This is a genomic window from Thermodesulfitimonas autotrophica (assembly GCF_003815015.1).
GTDB lineage: Bacteria > Bacillota > Desulfotomaculia > Desulfotomaculales > Ammonificaceae > Thermodesulfitimonas > Thermodesulfitimonas autotrophica.
On sequence record NZ_RKRE01000003.1, the window covers coordinates 82,045 to 100,781 of the forward strand.

The 18,737-nt window shown below is 58.5% G+C and carries 17 protein-coding genes and 1 pseudogene; all 18 read left to right on the forward strand.

Going from position 1 to position 18,737, the window contains the following annotated elements:
- Positions 1-64 precede the first annotated feature (64 nt).
- The 18 genes and pseudogenes from ftsH to EDD75_RS07905 all read left to right on the forward strand — a co-directional run bounded on the left by ftsH (position 65) and on the right by EDD75_RS07905 (position 18,670).
- Positions 65-1,981, forward strand: coding sequence for an ATP-dependent zinc metalloprotease FtsH (ftsH, locus tag EDD75_RS07820; protein ID WP_123930702.1), 1,917 nt, complete (start codon positions 65-67; stop codon positions 1,979-1,981).
- Between the two features lie 97 nt (positions 1,982-2,078).
- Positions 2,079-2,528, forward strand: a complete 450-nt coding sequence (ndk, locus tag EDD75_RS07825) for a nucleoside-diphosphate kinase (RefSeq protein ID WP_123930705.1) — start codon at positions 2,079-2,081, stop codon at positions 2,526-2,528.
- Positions 2,529-2,779: 251 nt separating this feature from the next.
- Positions 2,780-4,483 (forward strand): formate--tetrahydrofolate ligase, encoded by a 1,704-nt coding sequence (locus EDD75_RS07830; RefSeq protein ID WP_123930708.1) that lies wholly within the window; start codon positions 2,780-2,782, stop codon positions 4,481-4,483.
- A gap of 229 nt (positions 4,484-4,712) precedes the next feature.
- Positions 4,713-5,000, forward strand: a pseudogene (locus EDD75_RS11585) (DUF134 domain-containing protein); the annotation flags it as partial.
- 205 nt (positions 5,001-5,205) lie between these two features.
- On the forward strand, positions 5,206-6,069 hold the full coding sequence (locus EDD75_RS07840; RefSeq protein ID WP_123930714.1) for an Mrp/NBP35 family ATP-binding protein: 864 nt from the start codon (positions 5,206-5,208) through the stop codon (positions 6,067-6,069).
- 62 nt (positions 6,070-6,131) lie between these two features.
- Positions 6,132-7,328, forward strand: coding sequence for a dihydropteroate synthase (folP, locus tag EDD75_RS11605; RefSeq protein ID WP_245963131.1), 1,197 nt, complete (start codon positions 6,132-6,134; stop codon positions 7,326-7,328).
- 23 nt (positions 7,329-7,351) lie between these two features.
- On the forward strand, positions 7,352-7,723 hold the full coding sequence (folB, locus tag EDD75_RS07850) for a dihydroneopterin aldolase (RefSeq protein ID WP_123930718.1): 372 nt from the start codon (positions 7,352-7,354) through the stop codon (positions 7,721-7,723).
- A complete protein-coding gene (gene folK, locus EDD75_RS07855; RefSeq protein ID WP_211328155.1) occupies positions 7,708-8,226 on the forward strand; it encodes a 2-amino-4-hydroxy-6-hydroxymethyldihydropteridine diphosphokinase in 519 nt (172 codons plus the stop codon). Before folB ends, folK begins: the two co-directional genes overlap by 16 nt.
- Before the next feature lie 425 nt (positions 8,227-8,651).
- Positions 8,652-9,011: an NADH-quinone oxidoreductase subunit A gene (locus EDD75_RS07860; RefSeq protein ID WP_123930720.1), complete on the forward strand. Its 360-nt coding sequence runs from the start codon at positions 8,652-8,654 to the stop codon at positions 9,009-9,011.
- Positions 9,002-9,601: an NADH-quinone oxidoreductase subunit B gene (locus EDD75_RS07865; RefSeq protein WP_425451661.1), complete on the forward strand. Its 600-nt coding sequence runs from the start codon at positions 9,002-9,004 to the stop codon at positions 9,599-9,601. Before EDD75_RS07860 ends, EDD75_RS07865 begins: the two co-directional genes overlap by 10 nt.
- On the forward strand, positions 9,598-11,250 hold the full coding sequence (locus tag EDD75_RS07870; protein ID WP_123930724.1) for an NADH-quinone oxidoreductase subunit D: 1,653 nt from the start codon (positions 9,598-9,600) through the stop codon (positions 11,248-11,250). Before EDD75_RS07865 ends, EDD75_RS07870 begins: the two co-directional genes overlap by 4 nt.
- A 28-nt stretch (positions 11,251-11,278) precedes the next feature.
- A complete protein-coding gene (nuoH, locus tag EDD75_RS07875) occupies positions 11,279-12,358 on the forward strand; it encodes an NADH-quinone oxidoreductase subunit NuoH (protein WP_245963132.1) in 1,080 nt (359 codons plus the stop codon).
- A gap of 6 nt (positions 12,359-12,364) precedes the next feature.
- Positions 12,365-12,847: a 4Fe-4S dicluster domain-containing protein gene (locus EDD75_RS07880; RefSeq protein ID WP_123930727.1), complete on the forward strand. Its 483-nt coding sequence runs from the start codon at positions 12,365-12,367 to the stop codon at positions 12,845-12,847.
- Positions 12,847-13,371: an NADH-quinone oxidoreductase subunit J family protein gene (locus tag EDD75_RS07885; protein WP_123930730.1), complete on the forward strand. Its 525-nt coding sequence runs from the start codon at positions 12,847-12,849 to the stop codon at positions 13,369-13,371. The genes EDD75_RS07880 and EDD75_RS07885 overlap by 1 nt, the downstream gene beginning before the upstream one ends.
- The gene (gene nuoK / locus EDD75_RS07890) at positions 13,371-13,679 is read left to right on the forward strand and encodes an NADH-quinone oxidoreductase subunit NuoK (RefSeq protein ID WP_123930733.1); all 309 of its coding nucleotides are present in this window, start codon (positions 13,371-13,373) and stop codon (positions 13,677-13,679) included. Before EDD75_RS07885 ends, nuoK begins: the two co-directional genes overlap by 1 nt.
- 33 nt (positions 13,680-13,712) lie before the next feature.
- On the forward strand, positions 13,713-15,722 hold the full coding sequence (gene nuoL / locus EDD75_RS07895) for an NADH-quinone oxidoreductase subunit L (RefSeq protein WP_123930735.1): 2,010 nt from the start codon (positions 13,713-13,715) through the stop codon (positions 15,720-15,722).
- Positions 15,719-17,239, forward strand: a complete 1,521-nt coding sequence (locus EDD75_RS07900) for a complex I subunit 4 family protein (protein ID WP_123930738.1) — start codon at positions 15,719-15,721, stop codon at positions 17,237-17,239. The genes nuoL and EDD75_RS07900 overlap by 4 nt, the downstream gene beginning before the upstream one ends.
- On the forward strand, positions 17,240-18,670 hold the full coding sequence (locus EDD75_RS07905; RefSeq protein WP_123930741.1) for an NADH-quinone oxidoreductase subunit N: 1,431 nt from the start codon (positions 17,240-17,242) through the stop codon (positions 18,668-18,670). It begins immediately after the preceding gene.
- Positions 18,671-18,737 lie beyond the last annotated feature (67 nt).

The window sequence follows — 18,737 nt, forward strand, 5'->3', positions numbered from 1 at the left end:
CTGTGGTATAATCTATTGGTTAGTAATCTTTCGTTTGGTGGGAGAAAAACGGGGGGAGAGTTTTTTGCAGCGTTTTAAAAACGTAGGCATTTACCTGCTCATCGTCCTGGTGATCATTTTGCTTATTCAGTACGCCAGACCACCCAAAGGCGACGTTGCCAGCATCAGCTATAGCGATTTTTTCCAGGCGCTTGAGCAGGGCGAAGTTGCCAGCGTGGTCATCCGGACCCAGAGCAACACCAACTTTATCGAGGGGACCAAGCGCAACGGCACCAAATTCCGGACTACCGGTCCCGTGCTTGACGACCGGCTTTACCCGCTTCTCAGGGAGAAAAAAGTGCGGATTGAGCAGTTGCCGCCTCAGGAGCCCGGTTGGTGGGCGAATCTCCTTACCGCCCTTTTACCGGTGCTGGTCTTCATCGGGCTCTTTTTCTTTATGTTGCAGCAAACGCAGGGAGGCGGCAGCCGGGTGATGTCTTTCGGTAAAAGCCGGGCGCGGCTGCATACCGACGAGCGGAAGCGGGTCACCTTTGCCGACGTTGCCGGCATTGACGAGGTGAAGGAGGAGCTTCAGGAGGTCGTCGAGTTCCTGAAGAACCCCCGGAAGTTTAGCGAGTTAGGGGCACGCATTCCCAAAGGGGTGCTCCTTTTCGGCGCACCGGGTACCGGGAAGACGCTCCTGGCGCGAGCGGTGGCCGGGGAGGCGGGCGTTCCCTTTTTCAGCATCAGCGGCTCGGATTTCGTGGAAATGTTTGTCGGCGTGGGGGCCGCGCGGGTGCGGGATCTTTTTGAGCAGGCCAAGAAAAACGCGCCCTGCATCGTTTTTATTGACGAAATCGACGCGGTGGGGCGCCAGCGGGGTGCGGGTTTGGGCGGCGGCCACGACGAGCGGGAGCAGACGCTCAACCAGCTCCTGGTAGAGATGGACGGCTTCAACCCTAACGACGGCATAATCGTCATCGCCGCGACCAACCGGCCTGATATCTTGGACCCGGCGCTTTTGCGTCCCGGGCGGTTTGACCGGCAGATCGTGGTGGACATCCCCGACATCAACGGCCGCAAGGAGATCCTGAAGGTCCACGCCCGTGGCAAGCCTTTGGCTGATGATGTGGACCTGGACGTGTTGGCCCGGCGGACACCCGGTTTCAGCGGTGCCGACTTGGCGAACGTCTTGAACGAGGCGGCCCTTCTCGCAGCGCGGCGGAATAAAAAGAAGATTGATATGGAGGACCTGGAAAATGCGGTCGAGCGCGTAATCGCCGGTCCGGAGAAGAAGTCCCGGGTCATAAGCGACAAGGAAAAGCGGCTCGTTGCCTATCACGAAGCTGGTCACGCAATCGTAGGTTACCTCCTGCCGCATACCGACCCGGTGCATAAGATTTCGATTATCCCGCGCGGGCGGACGGGCGGCTATACGCTTTTGCTGCCGAAGGAAGACCGCTACTACATGACGCGGTCCCAGCTGTTGGACCAGATCACCATGCTGTTAGGGGGGCGGGTAGCCGAGGACCTGATGCTTAAAGAGGTGAGCACCGGCGCCCAGAATGACCTCGAGCGGGCTACGGAGATCGCGCGCCGGATGATCATGGAGTACGGGATGAGCGAGGAACTGGGCCCGCTCACTTTCGGCCACAAGCACGACACGCCTTTCCTGGGCCGGGATATCGCGCGGGACCGGAATTACAGCGAGGAGATTGCCTACGCGATTGACCGCGAGGTGCGGCGGGTGATTGACGATTGCTACAACCGGGCGCGGGAGATTCTGACCGCGAACCGCGACAAGCTCGAGTTAGTGGCCAACCGCCTTATTGAGCAGGAGACGATCGAAGCGGAAGAGTTTGCTGCGCTCATGGGGGTGCCGGAGGATGGCCGCGCCGAAGACAAGCCGGCGCCGGCGATCTCTTTCAATAAGGAGACGAAGTGTCCCTTACCGCTGACCCAACCGGAGCCGGCGGTTACCTTTAGGAAGTTGCGGTTTTGAGCGGCCTGGCGGTTAAGGCGGCGGGCGGTAAAGCCGGCGAAAGTAGGGGACTGCCGGTTAAAACAGAAGGCTAAGTAGCACTGGGAGGTAGAGATTTTTGGAACGGACTTTCGTTATGGTTAAGCCCGACGGGGTGCAACGGGGTCTTGTCGGTGAGATCATTGCCCGTTTTGAGCGGCGCGGCTACAAGCTGGTGGGGCTCAAGATGTTTACCATGCCGCGTGAAGTTGCCGAAACCCATTACGCCGAGCACCGCGGCAAACCTTTTTTTGAAGGGCTGGTGCGTTACATCACTTCCGGTCCCGTGGTCGCTATGGTCTGGGAGGGGAAGAACGTAATCGCCGCGGCGCGGGAAATGATGGGGGCAACTGACCCGCAGAAGGCGCTTCCCGGTACGATCCGCGGTACGTACGGGATCGACGTGGGGCGCAACGTGGTGCACGGCTCTGATTCGCCGGCGAGCGCGGCGCGGGAGATCGACATCTTTTTTAAGGCGGACGAGCTCTTAAATTACGAGCGGCCGCTCGATAGGTGGATTTATGAGTAATCTTCGCGGGTCCATGTTACGCAGCGTCAATGTTCGGGGCGGCCCTGTGGGGGCCGCCTTTGTGTTGGGTGCGGCTGGCTTTTGCGGGGTGAGCTAATCAATGCCCTTTTTTGGCAGTTTGGGCGCCGTTTATGGCTTTTAAAAGCGGGGTTTATTGTAAAACGACCCGGGAAAGTGCTAAACTAAAGCAATCAAAATCCCTGACGGGGGTAAGCCGAGAATTTTCACAAAAGAAGGGATGGGAGAGCTGTATGCGGGTTGTACCGAGCGACCTCGAGATTGCCCAAGCCCACAAGATGATCCCGATCCGGGACATCGCCGCCTCGATCGGCCTCGACGAGGATGACATTGACTACTACGGCCGTTACAAAGCCAAGATCAAACTTGAGGTCCTGGAGAAATTTAAGGACCGCCCTAACGGAAAGTACATCGACGTTACCGCCATCACCCCTACCCCCCTTGGTGAAGGAAAAACCGTTACCACCATCGGTCTCACGCAGGCTCTCGGGAAGATCGGCAAGAAGGTGATCTGCACCCTCCGCCAGCCCTCGATGGGGCCGGTTTTCGGCATTAAGGGCGGTGCTGCGGGCGGCGGCTACTCCCAGGTCGTGCCGATGGAGGACTTAAACATTCACTTTACCGGTGACATTCACGCCGTAGGGCAGGCGCACAACCTGCTCGCGGCGATGATTGATGCCTCTATCCTCCACAAGAACCCGCTCAACATCGACCCGCTTACCATTATGTGGCCGCGGGTGGTTGACGTGAACGACCGGGCGCTACGCAACATCGTGATCGGACTCGGCGGCCGGGAGAACGGATACCCGCGCGAGGCCGGCTTTGATATTACGGTGGCTTCCGAAGTAATGGCGATCCTAGCGCTTACGACCAGCCTCAAGGATATGCGCCGGCGTTTGGGGCGGATCGTTATCGGCTACAGCTACGATGGGAAGCCGGTTACGGCAGAGGACCTGAAGGCAGCCGGGGCCATGACCGTAATCATGAAGGAAGCTATCAAGCCGAACCTGATCCAGACACTTGAGGGGCAGCCCTGTATCCTCCACGCCGGTCCGTTTGCGAACATCGCTCACGGCCAATGTTCCATCTTGGCGGATATGATGGCGCTGAAGCTTGCGGATTACGTGGTTACGGAGAGCGGCTTCGGCGCGGACCTCGGGATGGAGAAGTTTATGAACATCAAGTGTCGTTACTCGGGCCTGAAGCCTGATTGTGTGGTAATCACGTGTACCATCCGGGCGCTTAAAATGCACGGCGGCGTCGGCAACGTGGTGGCTGGGAAACCGCTGCCGGAAGAGATTCTGCGGGAGAACGTGCCCGCCGTCGAGCGGGGCTGCGAGAACCTCGCCCATATGATCAAGATCGCGCGGTACTTCGGTGTTCCGGTGCTGGTTTCCATCAACCGGTTTGTCAGCGATACCGATGCCGAGGTCGAGGCGGTGCGGCAGAAGGCGCTCGCGGCCGGGGCGGAAGGGGCCTACCCGATCACCGTCTGGGCGGATGGCGGCGCCGGGGCGGTCGACTTGGCGAGGGCCGTGGTAGAGGCCTGCGAAAAACCGAGCAACTTCCAGTTCCTTTATCCGGATCATCTCACAATCAAGGAAAAAATCGAGATTTTGGCGACTAAGGTTTATAATGCTGCCGGGGTGCGGTACGAGCCGTTGGCGGAGAGAAAGATCGCCCAGTTCGAGGCCCAGGGATGGGGTAAACTGCCCATCTGTATGGCCAAGACCCACCTCTCGATTTCCCACGACCCGAAGCTGCTCAACGTGCCGCGGGATTACATCTTCCCGATCCGCGATATCCGGGCGTCGGTCGGTGCCGGTTTCCTTTACCCGCTGGCCGGGGCGATGCGGACTATGCCCGGGTTGCCTTCGCAGCCGGCGGCCTTCAAGGTGGATATCGACGAAAACGGGCGTACTGTGGGTCTCTTTTAACCGTGGGGCACCTGACGCGGGGAAAACGAGTACGGGGAGGAAATTACCTCCCCGTAACTTTTACCGGGCGGTTTTTGCCTCTGTTCCGGTTTTGGTCCGGCTGCAGCGTTTTGCCCCGGGTGTTTTTGCCCCAATTCCCGTCGCTTTTCTTGACCCGGTTTATCCCAGCCGGTATAATTATATCTTGGTCCTCGCCCTTCCGCGATCTTTTCGAAAGGGGGCTGCGAGCTTGGGGAGGCCGCCAAAGTGCCGTCGGGTAGAGTACATGCCCCACTGCACCTTTTTTAAACCCGCCGGGATACCCCTTTACCGCCTGGAAGAGGTTTCTCTCGGGGTAGAGGAGGTAGAGGCGATCAGACTTAAAGACCTGGAAGGACTCGAGCAGGAAGAGTGTGCCGACCGGATGGGCATCTCGCGCCCTACTTTTCAGCGGCTGCTGACCGGAGCCCGCGCGAAGATTGCGGAGGCGTTGGTAAAGGGGAAGGCTATCCGGGTTGAAGGAGGTTATTTCCAGTTAATTACGCGGCGAATGCAGTGCCCGGCCTGCAAGAATGAGTGGGAAGAGCCACGGGGGAACCCGGAAACCGAGGTGTGCCCCAAATGTGGCAGCGCAGAAATCAAAAATATAACGCCTGCGGAAATACGCGAGGTTTTTCGGGGTTACCGGCACCGGCGGCGCTGCGGCAGGGAATAAAATTCTGGACGGACGGGGTGATTTTGCTTTGAGCGGGGAAACGAAAAGTGGGCAGACCGGAGAAGCCTGCGCTGCCTGTGACGGGCGCGAAGCCGGCAAAGGGAAACCAAAGTTCGAGTACTTGCAGCAGAACGAGCTTTCTAACGTGAAGCGGGTCGTGGCCGTGATGAGCGGCAAGGGGGGGGTTGGTAAGTCCCTCGTTACTTCGCTTTTGGCGGTAACCTTCACCCGCGACGGCTACCAGGTGGGCATCCTCGACGCCGACGTCACTGGCCCGAGCATCCCGAAGAGCTTTGGGGTAAAGGGGCGCCCGGAGGTTGTGGGAGAAGTCCTTTACCCGCTGCGGACGGCCTGCGGTATCCGGGTGATCTCGATGAACCTCTTCCTCGAAAAAGAGGATGAGCCGGTTATCTGGCGGGGACCGGTAATCAGCGGCGCAATCAAGCAGTTCTGGACCGACGTGGCGTGGGGCGACCTGGACTACCTTTTTGTTGATTTGCCGCCCGGGACGGGGGATGTGCCGCTGACGGTGATGCAGTCGTTGCCGCTAAGCGGGATTATCGTGGTTTCGTCGCCGCAGGACCTTACCATCATGGTAGTCCGGAAGGCGATCAGAATGGCCGAGATGATGGGGGTCCCGCTTCTCGGGTTGGTCGAAAACATGGCCTACATCGTCTGCCCGCAGTGCGGCGAGAAGATTTACGCTTTCGGCGCGCCGCAGGGCAAAACCGTAGCGGCGGAAACGGGGCTCGAGTTGCTCGCCACCCTCCCCGTTGACCCCAAGCTCGCGAAGTTGGTGGACGCCGGGGAAATTGAGGAATGTGACCAGAGCGGGCTGGAGCACTTGCCCCGCATCCTCGACGCCAAGCTTGACGGGAAGTCTCTGAGTTAGGTAAGGAGGCGGAAAAGCCGCAGGGGGAGTTATCCTGCGGCTCTTTTGTCGGTGGGATCGCGATGAAAATGGGAACCGAGTACGAAGTGCGCGTGGTGACAGTTGCCAACCTCCGGGCGGCGGCGGAAGAAATAAGGAGTGTGGGGGCCGACGATCCGGGTTGCCGGATTATGGCGCCGAAGGCGGTCTTCCGGGCGGTAAAAATTCGCGGGCTCAGCCCCGTACAGGCCAACATTTTGAAGCAGGAGATGCTATCAAAAGGCGGGGAGGCGGCTGTCTCCCGCGGGGTAATCAATCATTCGGTGGCGGAAACGGACGTTCTGCTCTTGGGAACCCTCCGCCAGTACGAAGAGTTAGTGCGTAAACTGCGCCTCCAGCCTTTCGGTCTCGCGCGGCTCGGTGAGGAGATCCGCCGGGTGCTGGAGAATATTGAAGGGCGTCGGCCCTACACCTTAGATTGCCGGGGCCGGCAGCTGGTTATCGGGGAACGGACCCTGGTAATGGGCATCCTCAACGTGACGCCCGATTCCTTTTCCGACGGGGGCCGCTACGAAACGGTGGAAGCCGCGAAAGCGCGGGCGATAGAGATGGTGGCGCAGGGCGCAGATATCATCGATATCGGGGGCGAGTCGACACGCCCCGGCCACACGCCGGTCGACGCGGCGGAAGAGATGCGGCGGGTGCTTCCGGTACTGGAGGCGGTTATCCCTGCGGTTCCGGTGCCCGTCTCGATCGATACCTCAAAGGCAGCGGTCGCGCGGGCGGCGCTGGCGGCGGGGGCGCACATCGTGAACGACCAGTGGGCGCTGCGGGACGAAGGGATGGCCGAGGCAGTAGCCGCTGCTGGTGCCCCGGTGGTGCTAATGCATAACCAGAAGGGGACGGCCTACCGGGACCTAATGGCGGATATTATCGCCTATTTCAACGAGCGGATCGCCTTTGCTGTATCGGCCGGCATCCCGCGGGAGCGGATCATTATTGACCCGGGCATCGGTTTTGGCAAAACACCCGAACAAAACCTCGAGGTGATGCGCCGGCTTGAGGAACTCAACGCCCTGGGCTGCCCGATCCTTATCGGGACCTCCCGGAAGTCCTTCATCGGTTACGCGCTTGACCTTCCCGTTTCCGAGAGGATGGAAGGAACAGCGGCTACAGTAGCCGTGGGCATCATGAAGGGCGCAGATATCGTCCGGGTGCACGACGTCAAGGAGATGGTCCGGGTGGCGCGGATGACCGATGCTTTAAAGCGCAAAGGCTGAATTTCGGCGGGGCGCGTAATTACATGGATAAGATTTTTCTTGAAGGGATGGCTTTTTTTGCGCGGCACGGCGTGTTCCCTGCGGAGAGGGAGACCGGGCAACGTTTTCTGATTGACGTGGCCCTTTACCTTGACCTTTCCCTTGCCGGGCGGGCGGACGACCTGGAGCTGACTATCAACTACCTGGATGTCTACCATAAGGTGGAAGCGGTAGTCTGCGGCCGTTCCTTCCAGTTGCTCGAAGCGCTGGCGGAGGCGGTGGCTACCGCCATCCTCGAGAGTTTTCCGGTCCGGCAGGTGGGCGTGCGGGTAAGAAAACCGGGGGCACCGCTGCCGGGATATTTCGAAACCGTCGGCGTGGAAATCTTGCGGGGGAAAAGTTGTCCGGCGAAGTGACTGCCTATATCGGCGTCGGCAGTAACCTTGGTGACCGGCGCGAGAATATGCGCCGGGCCGTACGGCTGCTCGCGGAGACAGGGGAGATTACGGTAAAGCGGGTGGCCCCGCTCTACCGTACCGCCCCTTTAGGGGTTGAGGACCAGCCGGAGTTTTTCAACAGTGTGGTTGAGGTAGAAACGGCGCTGCCGCCCCGGGAACTTCTGGCGTGGCTCCTTAAGATCGAGGCGTCCCTCGGCCGGGTCCGGGAAAAACGCTGGGGCCCACGCCTCATTGATCTGGACCTCCTGCTCTATGGCGACCTGCAGCTTGCTACGCCGGAGTTGACCTTGCCGCACCCTCATCTTACGGAGCGCGCCTTCGTGGTTGTGCCGCTATCGCAGCTCGTGCCGGAGATGCTTTTACCTGGAGGTTTTAAAGCCGCAGAGCTGGCCGGGCGGCTCAAGAAGCACCAGCGGGTAGAGAAGGTGGCGGAGGAATGGCTGACGCCGGACTTCGGGTGAGGGTTCGTAGGGCGGCGGTTGTTCTTCGGGAGGAGGAGACACTTACGGACCTTATAGCTGCCGCTAAAACTTTTTAACCACCCGTTAAGAGAAAGATGTTGAAAGCCCTGGTGCTTTATATTAAAATAATATGAAAATTTAGGCTGTTCCTGGTTTCTTTCGGCAAATTTCGACCAAAAAGAAGACGTAATAGACCTGTCCCTTGCTTCATAATCCTTTTAAAGAGAAAATTTTCCGGATAGTTTTTGTTTCTGAGTTACTCAACAATTAAAGAGCTCATAAAAGCTCGGGGAGGTGAGACGCAGGAAGACCGGGCCAGCCTGTAAAGACCGGAACATTTGCGGGCAAGAATCAAGTTCCGGCCGGAGCGGTTGGTTCAGGGTAGCTCGCGGAGGCTCCAAATCTTATCCGGGAGGTGGAGTTGTTTGCAGCAGGATTACTTAACCCTGGCTATCTATCCGTTGGTGATTCTGGGCTTTTCGGTTTTTGTGCTGGCTCTGGCATGGGTTCTTCGCGCTAAGCCTCCCAAATCGCCTGTTAAACAGGCCCCTTACGAGTGCGGTATTCCTACGCGGGGCGAGACATGGGTCCGTTTCCGCGTGGCCTATTACCTCTATGCTCTCGTTTTCGTCGTCTTCGATGTGGAGACAATCTTTCTTTACCCTTGGGCGGTAGCCCTGCACCGGCTCGGCCTCTTTGCTTACATCGAGGCTATTCTTTTTATTCTCATTCTGCTGGTCGGCCTGGGTTACGCCTGGAAGGAAGGAGCACTCGAATGGAAGTAGAACGCTCGGTTTCCATGGAAGATACCGGTCACTCCGGGGCTGTTGCGGCGTCCGGGGCGGAGCCAGTGGTCTGCGTGCAGGACCGGATTCAGGAGGCGACCCGGGCGGCGCTGAAGAAAATGGTGGTCCACCGTAACGTTCTCATCGCGCCGCTCGATCTCGTTTTTAACTGGGCGCGTATGAGCTCCATCTGGCCGCTCACCTTCGGTCTGGCCTGTTGCGCGATTGAAATGATGGCGGGCTCGCTGGCCCGCTATGACCTTGACCGGTTCGGCGTAATGTTTCGCGCTTCACCCCGGCAGGCGGACCTGATGTTAGTGGCCGGAACGCTCACCAAAAAGATGGCGCCGACCGTGAAGCGCCTGTACGAGCAGATGGCTTCCCCCAAGTACGTTCTGGCGATGGGTTCCTGTGCGATCAGCGGCGGGCCTTTCCGCGATTCTTACAGCGTGGTACCGGGCGTTGATCAGATCATCCCGGTGGATGTTTACGTCCCGGGATGCCCGCCGCGGCCGGAGGCGCTCATTGAGGGTATTTTGCGGCTGCGGGAAAAGATTATGAAGGAATCGGTGGTGAGTAGAGGGCGATGAAAACGCGCGATGCCGAAAAGATAAAAGCCGGCCTTTCCAGGCGTTTCGGGGAAGCGGTTACGGTCAGTATCGACCGTGACGGCGTTCTCGAGCTTAAGGTTGCACCGCCGCAGGCCGCAGACGTGCTGCAGGCGCTCCGGGATGATTACGACTTCCACCAGCTCCACGATCTTACCGCGGTCGACTACATCAAGGAGAACCAGATCACGGTCGTCTACCGGTTGATGAACCTCGAGAAACCCGATACGGTGGTGGTCAAGGTTCCGGTTGACCGGAACCAACCGGAAGTGGCTACCGCAAGCAACATCTGGCCCGCGGCCAACTGGCTGGAGCGGGAGGTTTACGATTACTTCGGGGTCAAATTTACCGGCCACCCCAATCTCAGCCGGATCATGCTTTGGGAAGGTTTCGAAGGGCATCCCTTCCGGAAAGACTTCAAGGCTTTCGATCAGGCACCACCGGAAACCGAACCGCACGAAATCTACCTGACCGGTACCTCTACAGAAGGACCGCTCGACATCAGAGAAATTTCCCCGAACGGCAACGGCGCCCCGCGGACGGTGCTGGTAAACTTTGGGCCGCAACACCCTTCGATGCACGGCGTTTTCCGGGCTGTTGTGGAACTTGACGGGGAAACGATCGTTGATCTCAAGCCGATTATCGGTTACCTCCACCGGGGCCTCGAAAAGATCGCGGAGACGCGGACTTGGGCCCAGGTTATCCCGTACACCGACCGGACCGACTACCTGGCGGCGATCAACAACAACCAGGTTTACGTGATGGCGGTGGAAAAGCTAGCCGGGATCGAAGTCCCCTTACGGGCGGAGATCATCCGGGTCATCCTTGCGGAGCTCGGCCGTATCCACAGCCACCTGATGGCGATTGGTTGCTTTGGTCTGGATACCGGAGCTATTACGCCCTTCCTCTACGTCTGGCGTGAGCGGGAAACGATCTACGATCTATTGGAGATGCTTTCCGGGGGGCGATTGTTCCCCACTTACTTCCGGATTGGCGGGGTGGCGCGCGACCTGCCGGACGAGTTCATCCCGCGGCTCAAAAAGTTCCTCAAGGAAATGCCGGGTCACATTGAGCAGTACAACAACATCCTAAGCGGCAACGAGATCTTCCAGATGCGGCTGAAGCGGGTCGGGAAACTCACGAAGGAGGTTGCGCTAAAGTACTCCATCACCGGTCCGATGCTTCGGGCTGCGGGTGTGAACTACGACGTCCGCAAGGTGGACCCGTACTCGCTCTACAGCAAGTTTGATTTTAAGGTGCCGCTTGGCAAGAACGGCGACGCGTGGGATTTTTACTGGCTGCGCGTCCTCGAGATGTGGCAGAGCATGCGGATCATCGAGCAGGCGATCGCTTACCTCGAGGAAGTGGGCCCGGGTCCCGTCATGGGCAAGGTGCCTAAGGTTTTGAAGCCTCCTGCGGGCGAAGCTTACGTCCATATCGAATCGCCTAAGGGGGATCTGGGGTGCTATGTGGTGAGCGATGGCGGGCCTAATCCTTACCGTTTCCGGTGGCGGCCGCCGCTCTTCATCAACCTGCAGTCCCTGCCGGAATTAGTGCGGGGCTGGAAGATTGCCGACTTTATCGCCATCTTCGCTGGCTACGACGCGGTAATGGGCGAAGTGGACCGTTAGGCTTCAATAGTCGCAAAGGGGTGAAAATGTGGATGTAACCCAAGGCTTGGGTGCCTACCCGGCGATAATCGGGTGGCTGAAAGGCTGCGGCGTTCCGGCCTGGCTGGCGGAAATACTCTACCGGGTCGGCGCGGGTCTTTTGGTCTTAACCCTGATTTCTATCCTGGCGCTCGTGCTGGTTTATATGCTGCGGAAGGTCATGGGGCATATGCAGTGCCGGTTGGGGCCACGGGTCACGGGTCCGTTTGGTTTACTCCAGACCGTGGCGGACGCCCTCAAATTGATGCAAAAGGAAGACATCATTCCCGCCCAGGTTGACCGACCGGTTTTCATTTTAGCGCCTTACCTTGTTTTCTTGTCCTGCGGTATGATTTTTATGGTTTTGCCCCTCTCACCGACCTGGATCCTTAACGACCTTGACGTCGGCCTTCTCTTTTTCATTGCTTTTGGTTCCTTGGCGGCCTTCGGTCTGCTCATGGCCGGTTGGGGCTCCAATAGCAAGTACTCCCTCGTGGGCGGTATGCGTTCGGTGGCCCAGGTGGTCAGCTATGAGGTTCCGATGGTGCTGGCTCTCTTGGGAGCGGTGATGCTTGCAGGGACGCTCAGCACGCAGGAAATTGTCCGGGCGCAGAGCGGAACCTGGCTCGGCTTCCTCCCCCGGTGGTTTATTTTCCTCCAGCCGCTCGGCTTCATTATCTACTTTCTCTGCGGGCTGGCGGAAACGGGGCAGACGCCCTTCGATCTGCCAGAAGGAGAATCGGAGTTGGTTGCCGGCTACAATACCGAGTACAGCGGGATGCGCTTCGCCCTTTTCTTCCTGGCAGAGTTCGGGAATACCTTTGCCATTTCGGCTATGGCCACGACGCTTTTCTTGGGCGGCTGGCACGGTCCGGTTTTCTCTTTCCTGCCGTGGCTCTGGCCCTTTGTCTGGTTTATGGTCAAGGCGATGGCCTTAACCTTCTGCATCATGTGGGTGCGTTCGACGTGGCTCCGGTTCCGGATTGACCAGATGATGGACTTTGCGTGGAAGATTCTCGTACCGCTGGCGCTGCTCAACATCTTTGTTAGCGCCGGCGAGGTTGCCCTTATTCGGTGGATTGGTGGGTGAGAAAGCGTGGCGCACGGAAGAGGAGCATTACGTGGTTTACGGGTAACCCTCGGGGTGATGTTAAAGCGCCCCATCACTGTTGAGTATCCGTTTAAGAAGTTAAAGTTTTCACCCATTTACCGGGGCGGCTTCTGTTTTTACCCGGCGCGGTGTGTCGGCTGTAAACTGTGTCAGAATGCCTGCCCCAACCGGGTGATCACCGTCAGGACGGAACGGGGCGAGGACAAGAAGCTGCGCCTGGTCGGCTACGAGATGGACCTGCAGTACTGCCTCTACTGCGGCTTCTGCGTGGAGGCTTGCAACAAGAACGCGCTGGTCATGACCGACCAGATCAACCTTACCTGTTACGACCGTTCTGTCCTCCGGGTGGAGCTTGCTGAGGGATTTCTACCCGCGCCGAGCCCCGGGGCAACTGGTGGGGGTAAGGCCGTGGCGGTCAAGGGTCCGGCGGGGCGGGAGGAATCCGCTCAAAGGAAGGTGGCTGAGTGATGGTTGACGGACAACTCGGAAGTTACGTTGCGTTTGCTGCCCTAACCGTTCTTGTGCTTGGTGGGGGTCTGGGAGTTGTTTTTCTGCGCAACATCTTTCACGCCGCAGTGGCGATGGTGGTCTGCTTCCTCGGAGTGGCCGGAGTCTACTTTACCCTTCAGGCTAATTTCTTAGCGGTGATGCAGGTTCTGATTTACGTTGGCGCGGTGGCAGTGGTTATTGCTTTCGCCATCATGCTCACGCGGCGCGGCCGGATGGTCGATTCGAACCGGTTTGTGGGCAACCTGCCGCAACTGGTAATTGGCACGCTGGTCGCGGCGGCGCTCGGGGTGATCCTCGTCGGGCTGGGCTGCCAGAAGCCGTGGCGGATTTCGGACCAGGCGCCGGTTACCGACATCACCCGGTACCTTGGTGAGGCCATGCTGAGCAAGCTGGCGGTTCCCTTCGAGATTGCGGCGGTCCTTTTACTGGTGGCTCTCGTTGGCGCGGTTATGATCGCCCTGGAGGAGGTGCGTAAATCCTGATGGTGGGTCTGCCCTGTTACTTCGGCCTCAGCACCATCCTTTTCGTTATCGGGCTCTTCGGGGCGCTGACAAAGCGGAACGCGATCGTGGTGCTGATGTGCATTGAGCTGATGCTTAACGCGGTGAATATCAACTTGGTGGCCTTCGCCCGCTTTATCGATCCCGGGGCGTTGCTCGGTCAGCTTTTTGTCATTTTCACTATCGCCGTTGCCGCAGCAGAGGTGGCGGTAGGTCTGGCAATCGTGCTGGTGCTGAACCGCTACCGGGACACCGTCAACCTCGACGACTTCACCTGGCTGAAGGGTTAGCCGGGTAGATTGTAAGGAAAGGCGGAAGAGACGATGGAATTAGCGTGGTGGATTTTGTTCTTACCGCTTGCGGCCTTTCTGATAATTAGCCTGGTAACCTGGCCCTACAAGAAGCTCAGCGGTTTGGTGACTGTTTCGGCGATTGGTGCCAGTGCGGTGTTGGCTATAATTCAGCTGGCCCGGGTTATTGCTACACCTGGCGTCTACGAATCGTCTATCAAGTGGCTTACGGTGGGGCCGGTGAAGATTGAATTCGGCGTCCTGGTCGACCCGCTATCCGCCGCCATGGCTTTCGTGGTCTCCTTCGTAAGCTTTTTCATCCAGGTTTACTCAACGGCTTACATGGAGCATGATCCCGGCTATTCGCGCTACTTTGCCTTCATGGGGCTTTTCACCTTTTCGATGCTCGGGATCGTCTTCGCCAACAACTTCCTGATGGTCTACATCTTCTGGGAACTGGTCGGCCTCTGTTCCTACTTGTTGATCGGCTTTTGGTACTTCAAGCCGGCAGCAGCGGCGGCGGCCAAGAAAGCCTTTGTGGTTACGCGGTTTGGTGACTTTGGTTTCTTGCTCGGTATCCTGATGCTTTTCTACTATGTCGGCGCTTTCAATTACGGGGCGGTTTCACACGCGATTGAGACCGGGCAGTTGTCGGGTTTAGCCCTCACTGTAGCGGCGGTTCTGGTCTTCTGCGGCGCCATTGGTAAGTCGGCGCAGTTTCCACTGCACGTCTGGCTCCCGGACGCGATGGAAGGTCCTACCCCGGTCAGCGCGCTCATCCACGCCGCCACCATGGTTGCGGCAGGCGTCTACCTCGTGGCCCGGGTTTACGACCTTTACCACGTGAGCGAGCAGGCGATGCTCGTGGTTGCCTACATCGGCGGTATTACCGCTTTCCTTGCCGCTTCGATGGCCATCGCTCAGAGCCGCATGAAGCGGATCATCGCCTACTCCACCTGTAGCCACCTTGCCTACATGATGATGGCGCTCGGCGTGGGGGGCTTCACGGCGGGCACCTTCCACCTTATGGTCCATGCCTTCTTTAAGGCCCTGCTCTTCTTGTGTGCCGGCAGCGTGATGCTCCTCTATTTCCACGAGGAGAATATCTGGCGGATGGGCGGTCTCTACCGGTTTATGAAGGTTACGGCCGTTACGATGATCATCGCTGGTCTTTCCAACGCCGGTCTTTTCCCCTTCGCCGGTTTCTTCAGTAAGGATGAGATCCTGGTGGCGGCGAAGGAGAGCGGCCATATGGGACTCTACTGGCTGGGAACGATCATCGCCTTCATGACCGCCTTCTATACCTTCCGGCTTATCTTCGTAGTTTTCTTCGGACCACGTTCGGAGTGGTCTCCGGTCAGCCACGGTCACGACCACGACCACCACGAGGAGCTGCCCGATATTGGCAACCCGCGGCCTAGCCAGGTATGGAAGATGGAACCGGTGGATCCGGTGGCGCGGGAGGAGTCGGACCGCCACCTGCGGCGGGAACCCTGGACGGTTATCGTACCGCTCACGGTCCTCTCCCTCTTCGCGATTTTTGCCGGCTTTCTTGCCTGGCCGGGGATTGAGCATGGTTTTGCTTCCTTTGTATATTACAAACACCCGCACCACGCTGCAGGGTTCGACGTTCCCACGTTGGTAATTTCGAACCTGATGGTGCTTGCGGGTATTGGCGCGGCCTGGGCGATCTACGGGCGCCGGAAGACTGCGGCGGACCCGCTTTCCGAGATGCTCGGACCGATCTACCGGCTCTTCGAGCGGAAGTACTACTTCGACGAAATCTACCTCTGGTTCATCCGGCGCTTTGTTGACGGCGGCGCGGCGGTGCTGGCCTGGTTCGAGGAAAACATCTTCACGGGTGTTCTGGCCAACGGCATCGGTGCCTTCTTCATGGATCTGGGACGCTCGCTCCGGCTCTTCCAGAACGGCTGGGTGCAGCGTTACGCGCTGATTTTCTTCTTAGGCGTGCTGGTGATTGTGGCCGTCCTGGTTCTGGGTGAACCTGGTGTGAGTGCGGCGATTGGAGGGGGGATACGATGAGCTTTCCGGTTGTAAGCGCTACCGTTTTTGCACCCCTGGTCGGGGCAGCGCTCATCTTCTGCTTGTCTCCAGCGCGGAAAGAGCTGATTCGCTGGATTGCGGCCGTCACGACGGGGATTTCCCTGGTCCTTGCGGCTTATCTGGTTCTCGCCTACGACCTTAGCGCGGGCGGTGTTCAATTCGCGGAAAAGATCAACTGGCTGCCGAGCTTCGGTATCAAGTACTTTGTAGGGGTTGACGGAATCAGCGCCGTGATGTTGCTCCTCACGGCAATCGTCGGCTTTACGGGCGTCTTTGCCTCCTGGGGCATCCAAGACCGGGTGAAGGAGTATTACATCACCTTCTTGGCGCTTACCTTCGCCTGTGCCGGTGTCTTCGCTTCCTTTGATATCTTTCTCCTCTTCGTTTTCTTCGAGTTGGCGGTGCTGCCGAAATACATCCTGATTTCCGTCTGGGGAAGTACGAAGAAGGAATACGCAGCCATGAAGCTCGCCCTTTACCTCACGCTGGGCGGCGCCATCACCCTCCTCGGTATTCTCTGCCTTTACTTCGTAGCGGGGATTAACTCGCTTGACCTTCTGGAACTCGCCAGGCATGAGTTTACCCGCAACCAGCAGTTGTTGCTTTTCGCAATCTTTGCCCTCGGGTTTTCAGTTCAGGTACCGATTGTGCCGCTCCACTCCTGGTTACCCGACGCCCATACGGGAGCGCCTACGGCCGGTAGTATGATCCTGGCCGGCGTCGTGATGAAGTTGGGGGCTTACGGTATCATTCGGATCGCCTGCTGGCTCTTCCCGCAGGGGGCGCTCTTCTGGGCGCCGGTGATCGCGGTGCTGGCGATCGTCTGCGTGGTCTACGCTGCTTTCGTTGCCATGGGCCAGAAGGACCTCAAATACATGATCGCCAACTCGAGTATCAGCCATATGGGGTACTCGGTGCTCGGTATTGCTGCTCTCACGGTCGCGAGTCTGGCGGGAGCGCTTTTCCAGTTTTTCGCCCACGGGATCATGGCGGCCCTGAACTTTGCCATTGCGGGAATGACGTACGACCGGACGCATACCCGGGTAATCGCGGCGATGGGCGGTCTGGCCAAGGTGATGCCGGTGTTAGGAATCGCCTTCGCCATCGGTTGTTTGGCTTCCGTGGGCCTGCCGGGAACGGCAAGTTTCTGGGCGGAGTTCTCCGTCTTCGTCGGCTCTTTCCCTATTTTCCCGACGCTCTCCATCCTTGCGATTTCGGGTATCGTTTTCACGGCTTACTACATGCTGCGGGCCCTGCAGCGCGTTTACTTTGAGCCTTTGCGGCATAAGGAATTCGCCAAGCTCAAAGACGCGGTGTGGCACGACTGGGTTGTGATCACGGTCATCGTTTTCTTCATTGTCGCCATGGGTGTCTATCCGTCGTTGCTTATGAATTTGATCACCAGCGGGTTAGATCCGATCATGGCTGGTTTTAAAGGGGCCACGCCGGTAGCGGGTCTTACTACTTGGCTCGCGGCGTTAGGGGGTGTGCGGTAAATGGATGCGGTCAAGTTGTTACTGCCGGAAATCATCGTGTCCTTGTGCGGGCTCATCATCCTGACGGAGCGCATCTTTACAAAGGCCGACCTGCAAAGGAAGGATGCGGCCTGGTTTGGCGTCGGCGGGCTTCTCTTAGCGGGCATTTTCGCCGCGAAGCTTTTTGGGGTGAATCAGACTGCTTTCTACGGCAGCTACCGGGTTGACGACCTGGCCGTTTTCTTCAAGCTGGTTGCCATTGTGGCCGCCGGCATGACCCTGCTCTTCGCGCCGGATTTTTTGGTCCGGAAGGGAGTGAAGAGCGGGGACTTCGCCTCTGTAGTTCTTTTTGCGGCCGCAGGGATGATGCTTCTGCCTTCGGCGCTTGACTTCATCACGCTCTACATCGCCCTCGAGCTCATCAGCGTCAGCTTCTACGTGCTACTCGCGCTGCAACGTGGTGAGGTGCGGCCGGCAGAGGCAGGTCTGAAGTACCTGCTTTTAAGCGGTCTTGCGTCGGCGGTGCTTCTCTACGGGATGAGTCTCATTTACGGACTTACCGGGAGCACCTACCTAACGGCTATCAGGCAGGCCTTCAGTGCAGGGGAATGGCCGGTACTATCCGGTGTGGGCTGCCTGCTGATCCTGGCCGGTCTGGGGTTCAAAATCTATGTTGTACCCTTCCACATGTGGGCGCCCGACGTTTATGAAGGCGGGCCGAGTCCAGCGGTGGCCTTCCTGGCAACCGGTTCGAGTGCGGCGTCGCTGGCGGCGGTGCTGCGCCTCTTTGGCGAAACCTTTGCCGGGTTAAGCGGTGTCTGGCTGCCGCTCCTGGTGATCTTGGCGCTCATCACCGTAGCTATCGGTAACATTCTGGCGCTACCGCAAACCAACATCAAACGGCTGCTCGCCTACTCGAGTATCGCGCATGCCGGCTACATCCTGCTTGCGGTTGTTGCGCGCAGCGGCCTGGGTACTGCGGCGGTGATGTACTATTCCCTACTCTACGCGGTATCAACGGTTACGGCTTTCGCGGTGATCAGTGCTTTCGCCGACTTTACGGCAGGCGGCGAAACGAGTGCCTTTGCCGGGCTCAACCGGCGGGCACCCTTCCTAACTTTCGTCATGGTGATCGCCTTAGCTTCACTGGCGGGGGTACCGCCCCTGGCCGGTTTTATGGCGAAATTTGCAGTCTTTGCGGCAGCGGTTCAGGCGGGGTACGTGGTTATAGCGGCCGTTGCGCTGCTGTTAAGCGTGATCTCGATCTATTACTACTTCCAGGTTATCAAGGTTATGTACGTCGATGAGCCGGCGGAGACAACACCGATAACCTATGGCTGGGGAACCCAGGCGGCGCTGATCCTCGGCCTGGCCGGCGTGATCCTGCTCGGCCTCTTCCCGGGTCCGCTGCTCCGTTTGGCCCAGGTGGCGGCCGGTTTTACCCGGTTTTAAAGGGTTTTCTTCGTAATGTAACGAGACGCGGCAAACTTGTGGTTTTTGCGCCGGAATTGGGCTTGAT

Bases quoted from the DNA above. Each gene is read 5' to 3' on its own strand.
- EDD75_RS07900 (WP_123930738.1), top strand. From the start codon at position 15,719: ATGAGCTTTCCGGTTGTAAGCGCTACCGTTTTTGCACCCCTGGTCGGG.
- nuoL (WP_123930735.1), top strand. From the start codon at position 13,713: ATGGAATTAGCGTGGTGGATTTTGTTCTTACCGCTTGCGGCCTTTCTG.
- EDD75_RS07865 (WP_425451661.1), top strand. From the start codon at position 9,002: ATGGAAGTAGAACGCTCGGTTTCCATGGAAGATACCGGTCACTCCGGG.
- EDD75_RS07905 (WP_123930741.1), top strand. From the start codon at position 17,240: ATGGATGCGGTCAAGTTGTTACTGCCGGAAATCATCGTGTCCTTGTGC.
- folP (WP_245963131.1), top strand. From the start codon at position 6,132: ATGAAAATGGGAACCGAGTACGAAGTGCGCGTGGTGACAGTTGCCAAC.
- EDD75_RS07830 (WP_123930708.1), top strand. From the start codon at position 2,780: ATGCGGGTTGTACCGAGCGACCTCGAGATTGCCCAAGCCCACAAGATG.
- folB (WP_123930718.1), top strand. From the start codon at position 7,352: ATGGATAAGATTTTTCTTGAAGGGATGGCTTTTTTTGCGCGGCACGGC.
- nuoK (WP_123930733.1), top strand. From the start codon at position 13,371: ATGGTGGGTCTGCCCTGTTACTTCGGCCTCAGCACCATCCTTTTCGTT.
- EDD75_RS07870 (WP_123930724.1), top strand. From the start codon at position 9,598: ATGAAAACGCGCGATGCCGAAAAGATAAAAGCCGGCCTTTCCAGGCGT.
- EDD75_RS07885 (WP_123930730.1), top strand. From the start codon at position 12,847: ATGGTTGACGGACAACTCGGAAGTTACGTTGCGTTTGCTGCCCTAACC.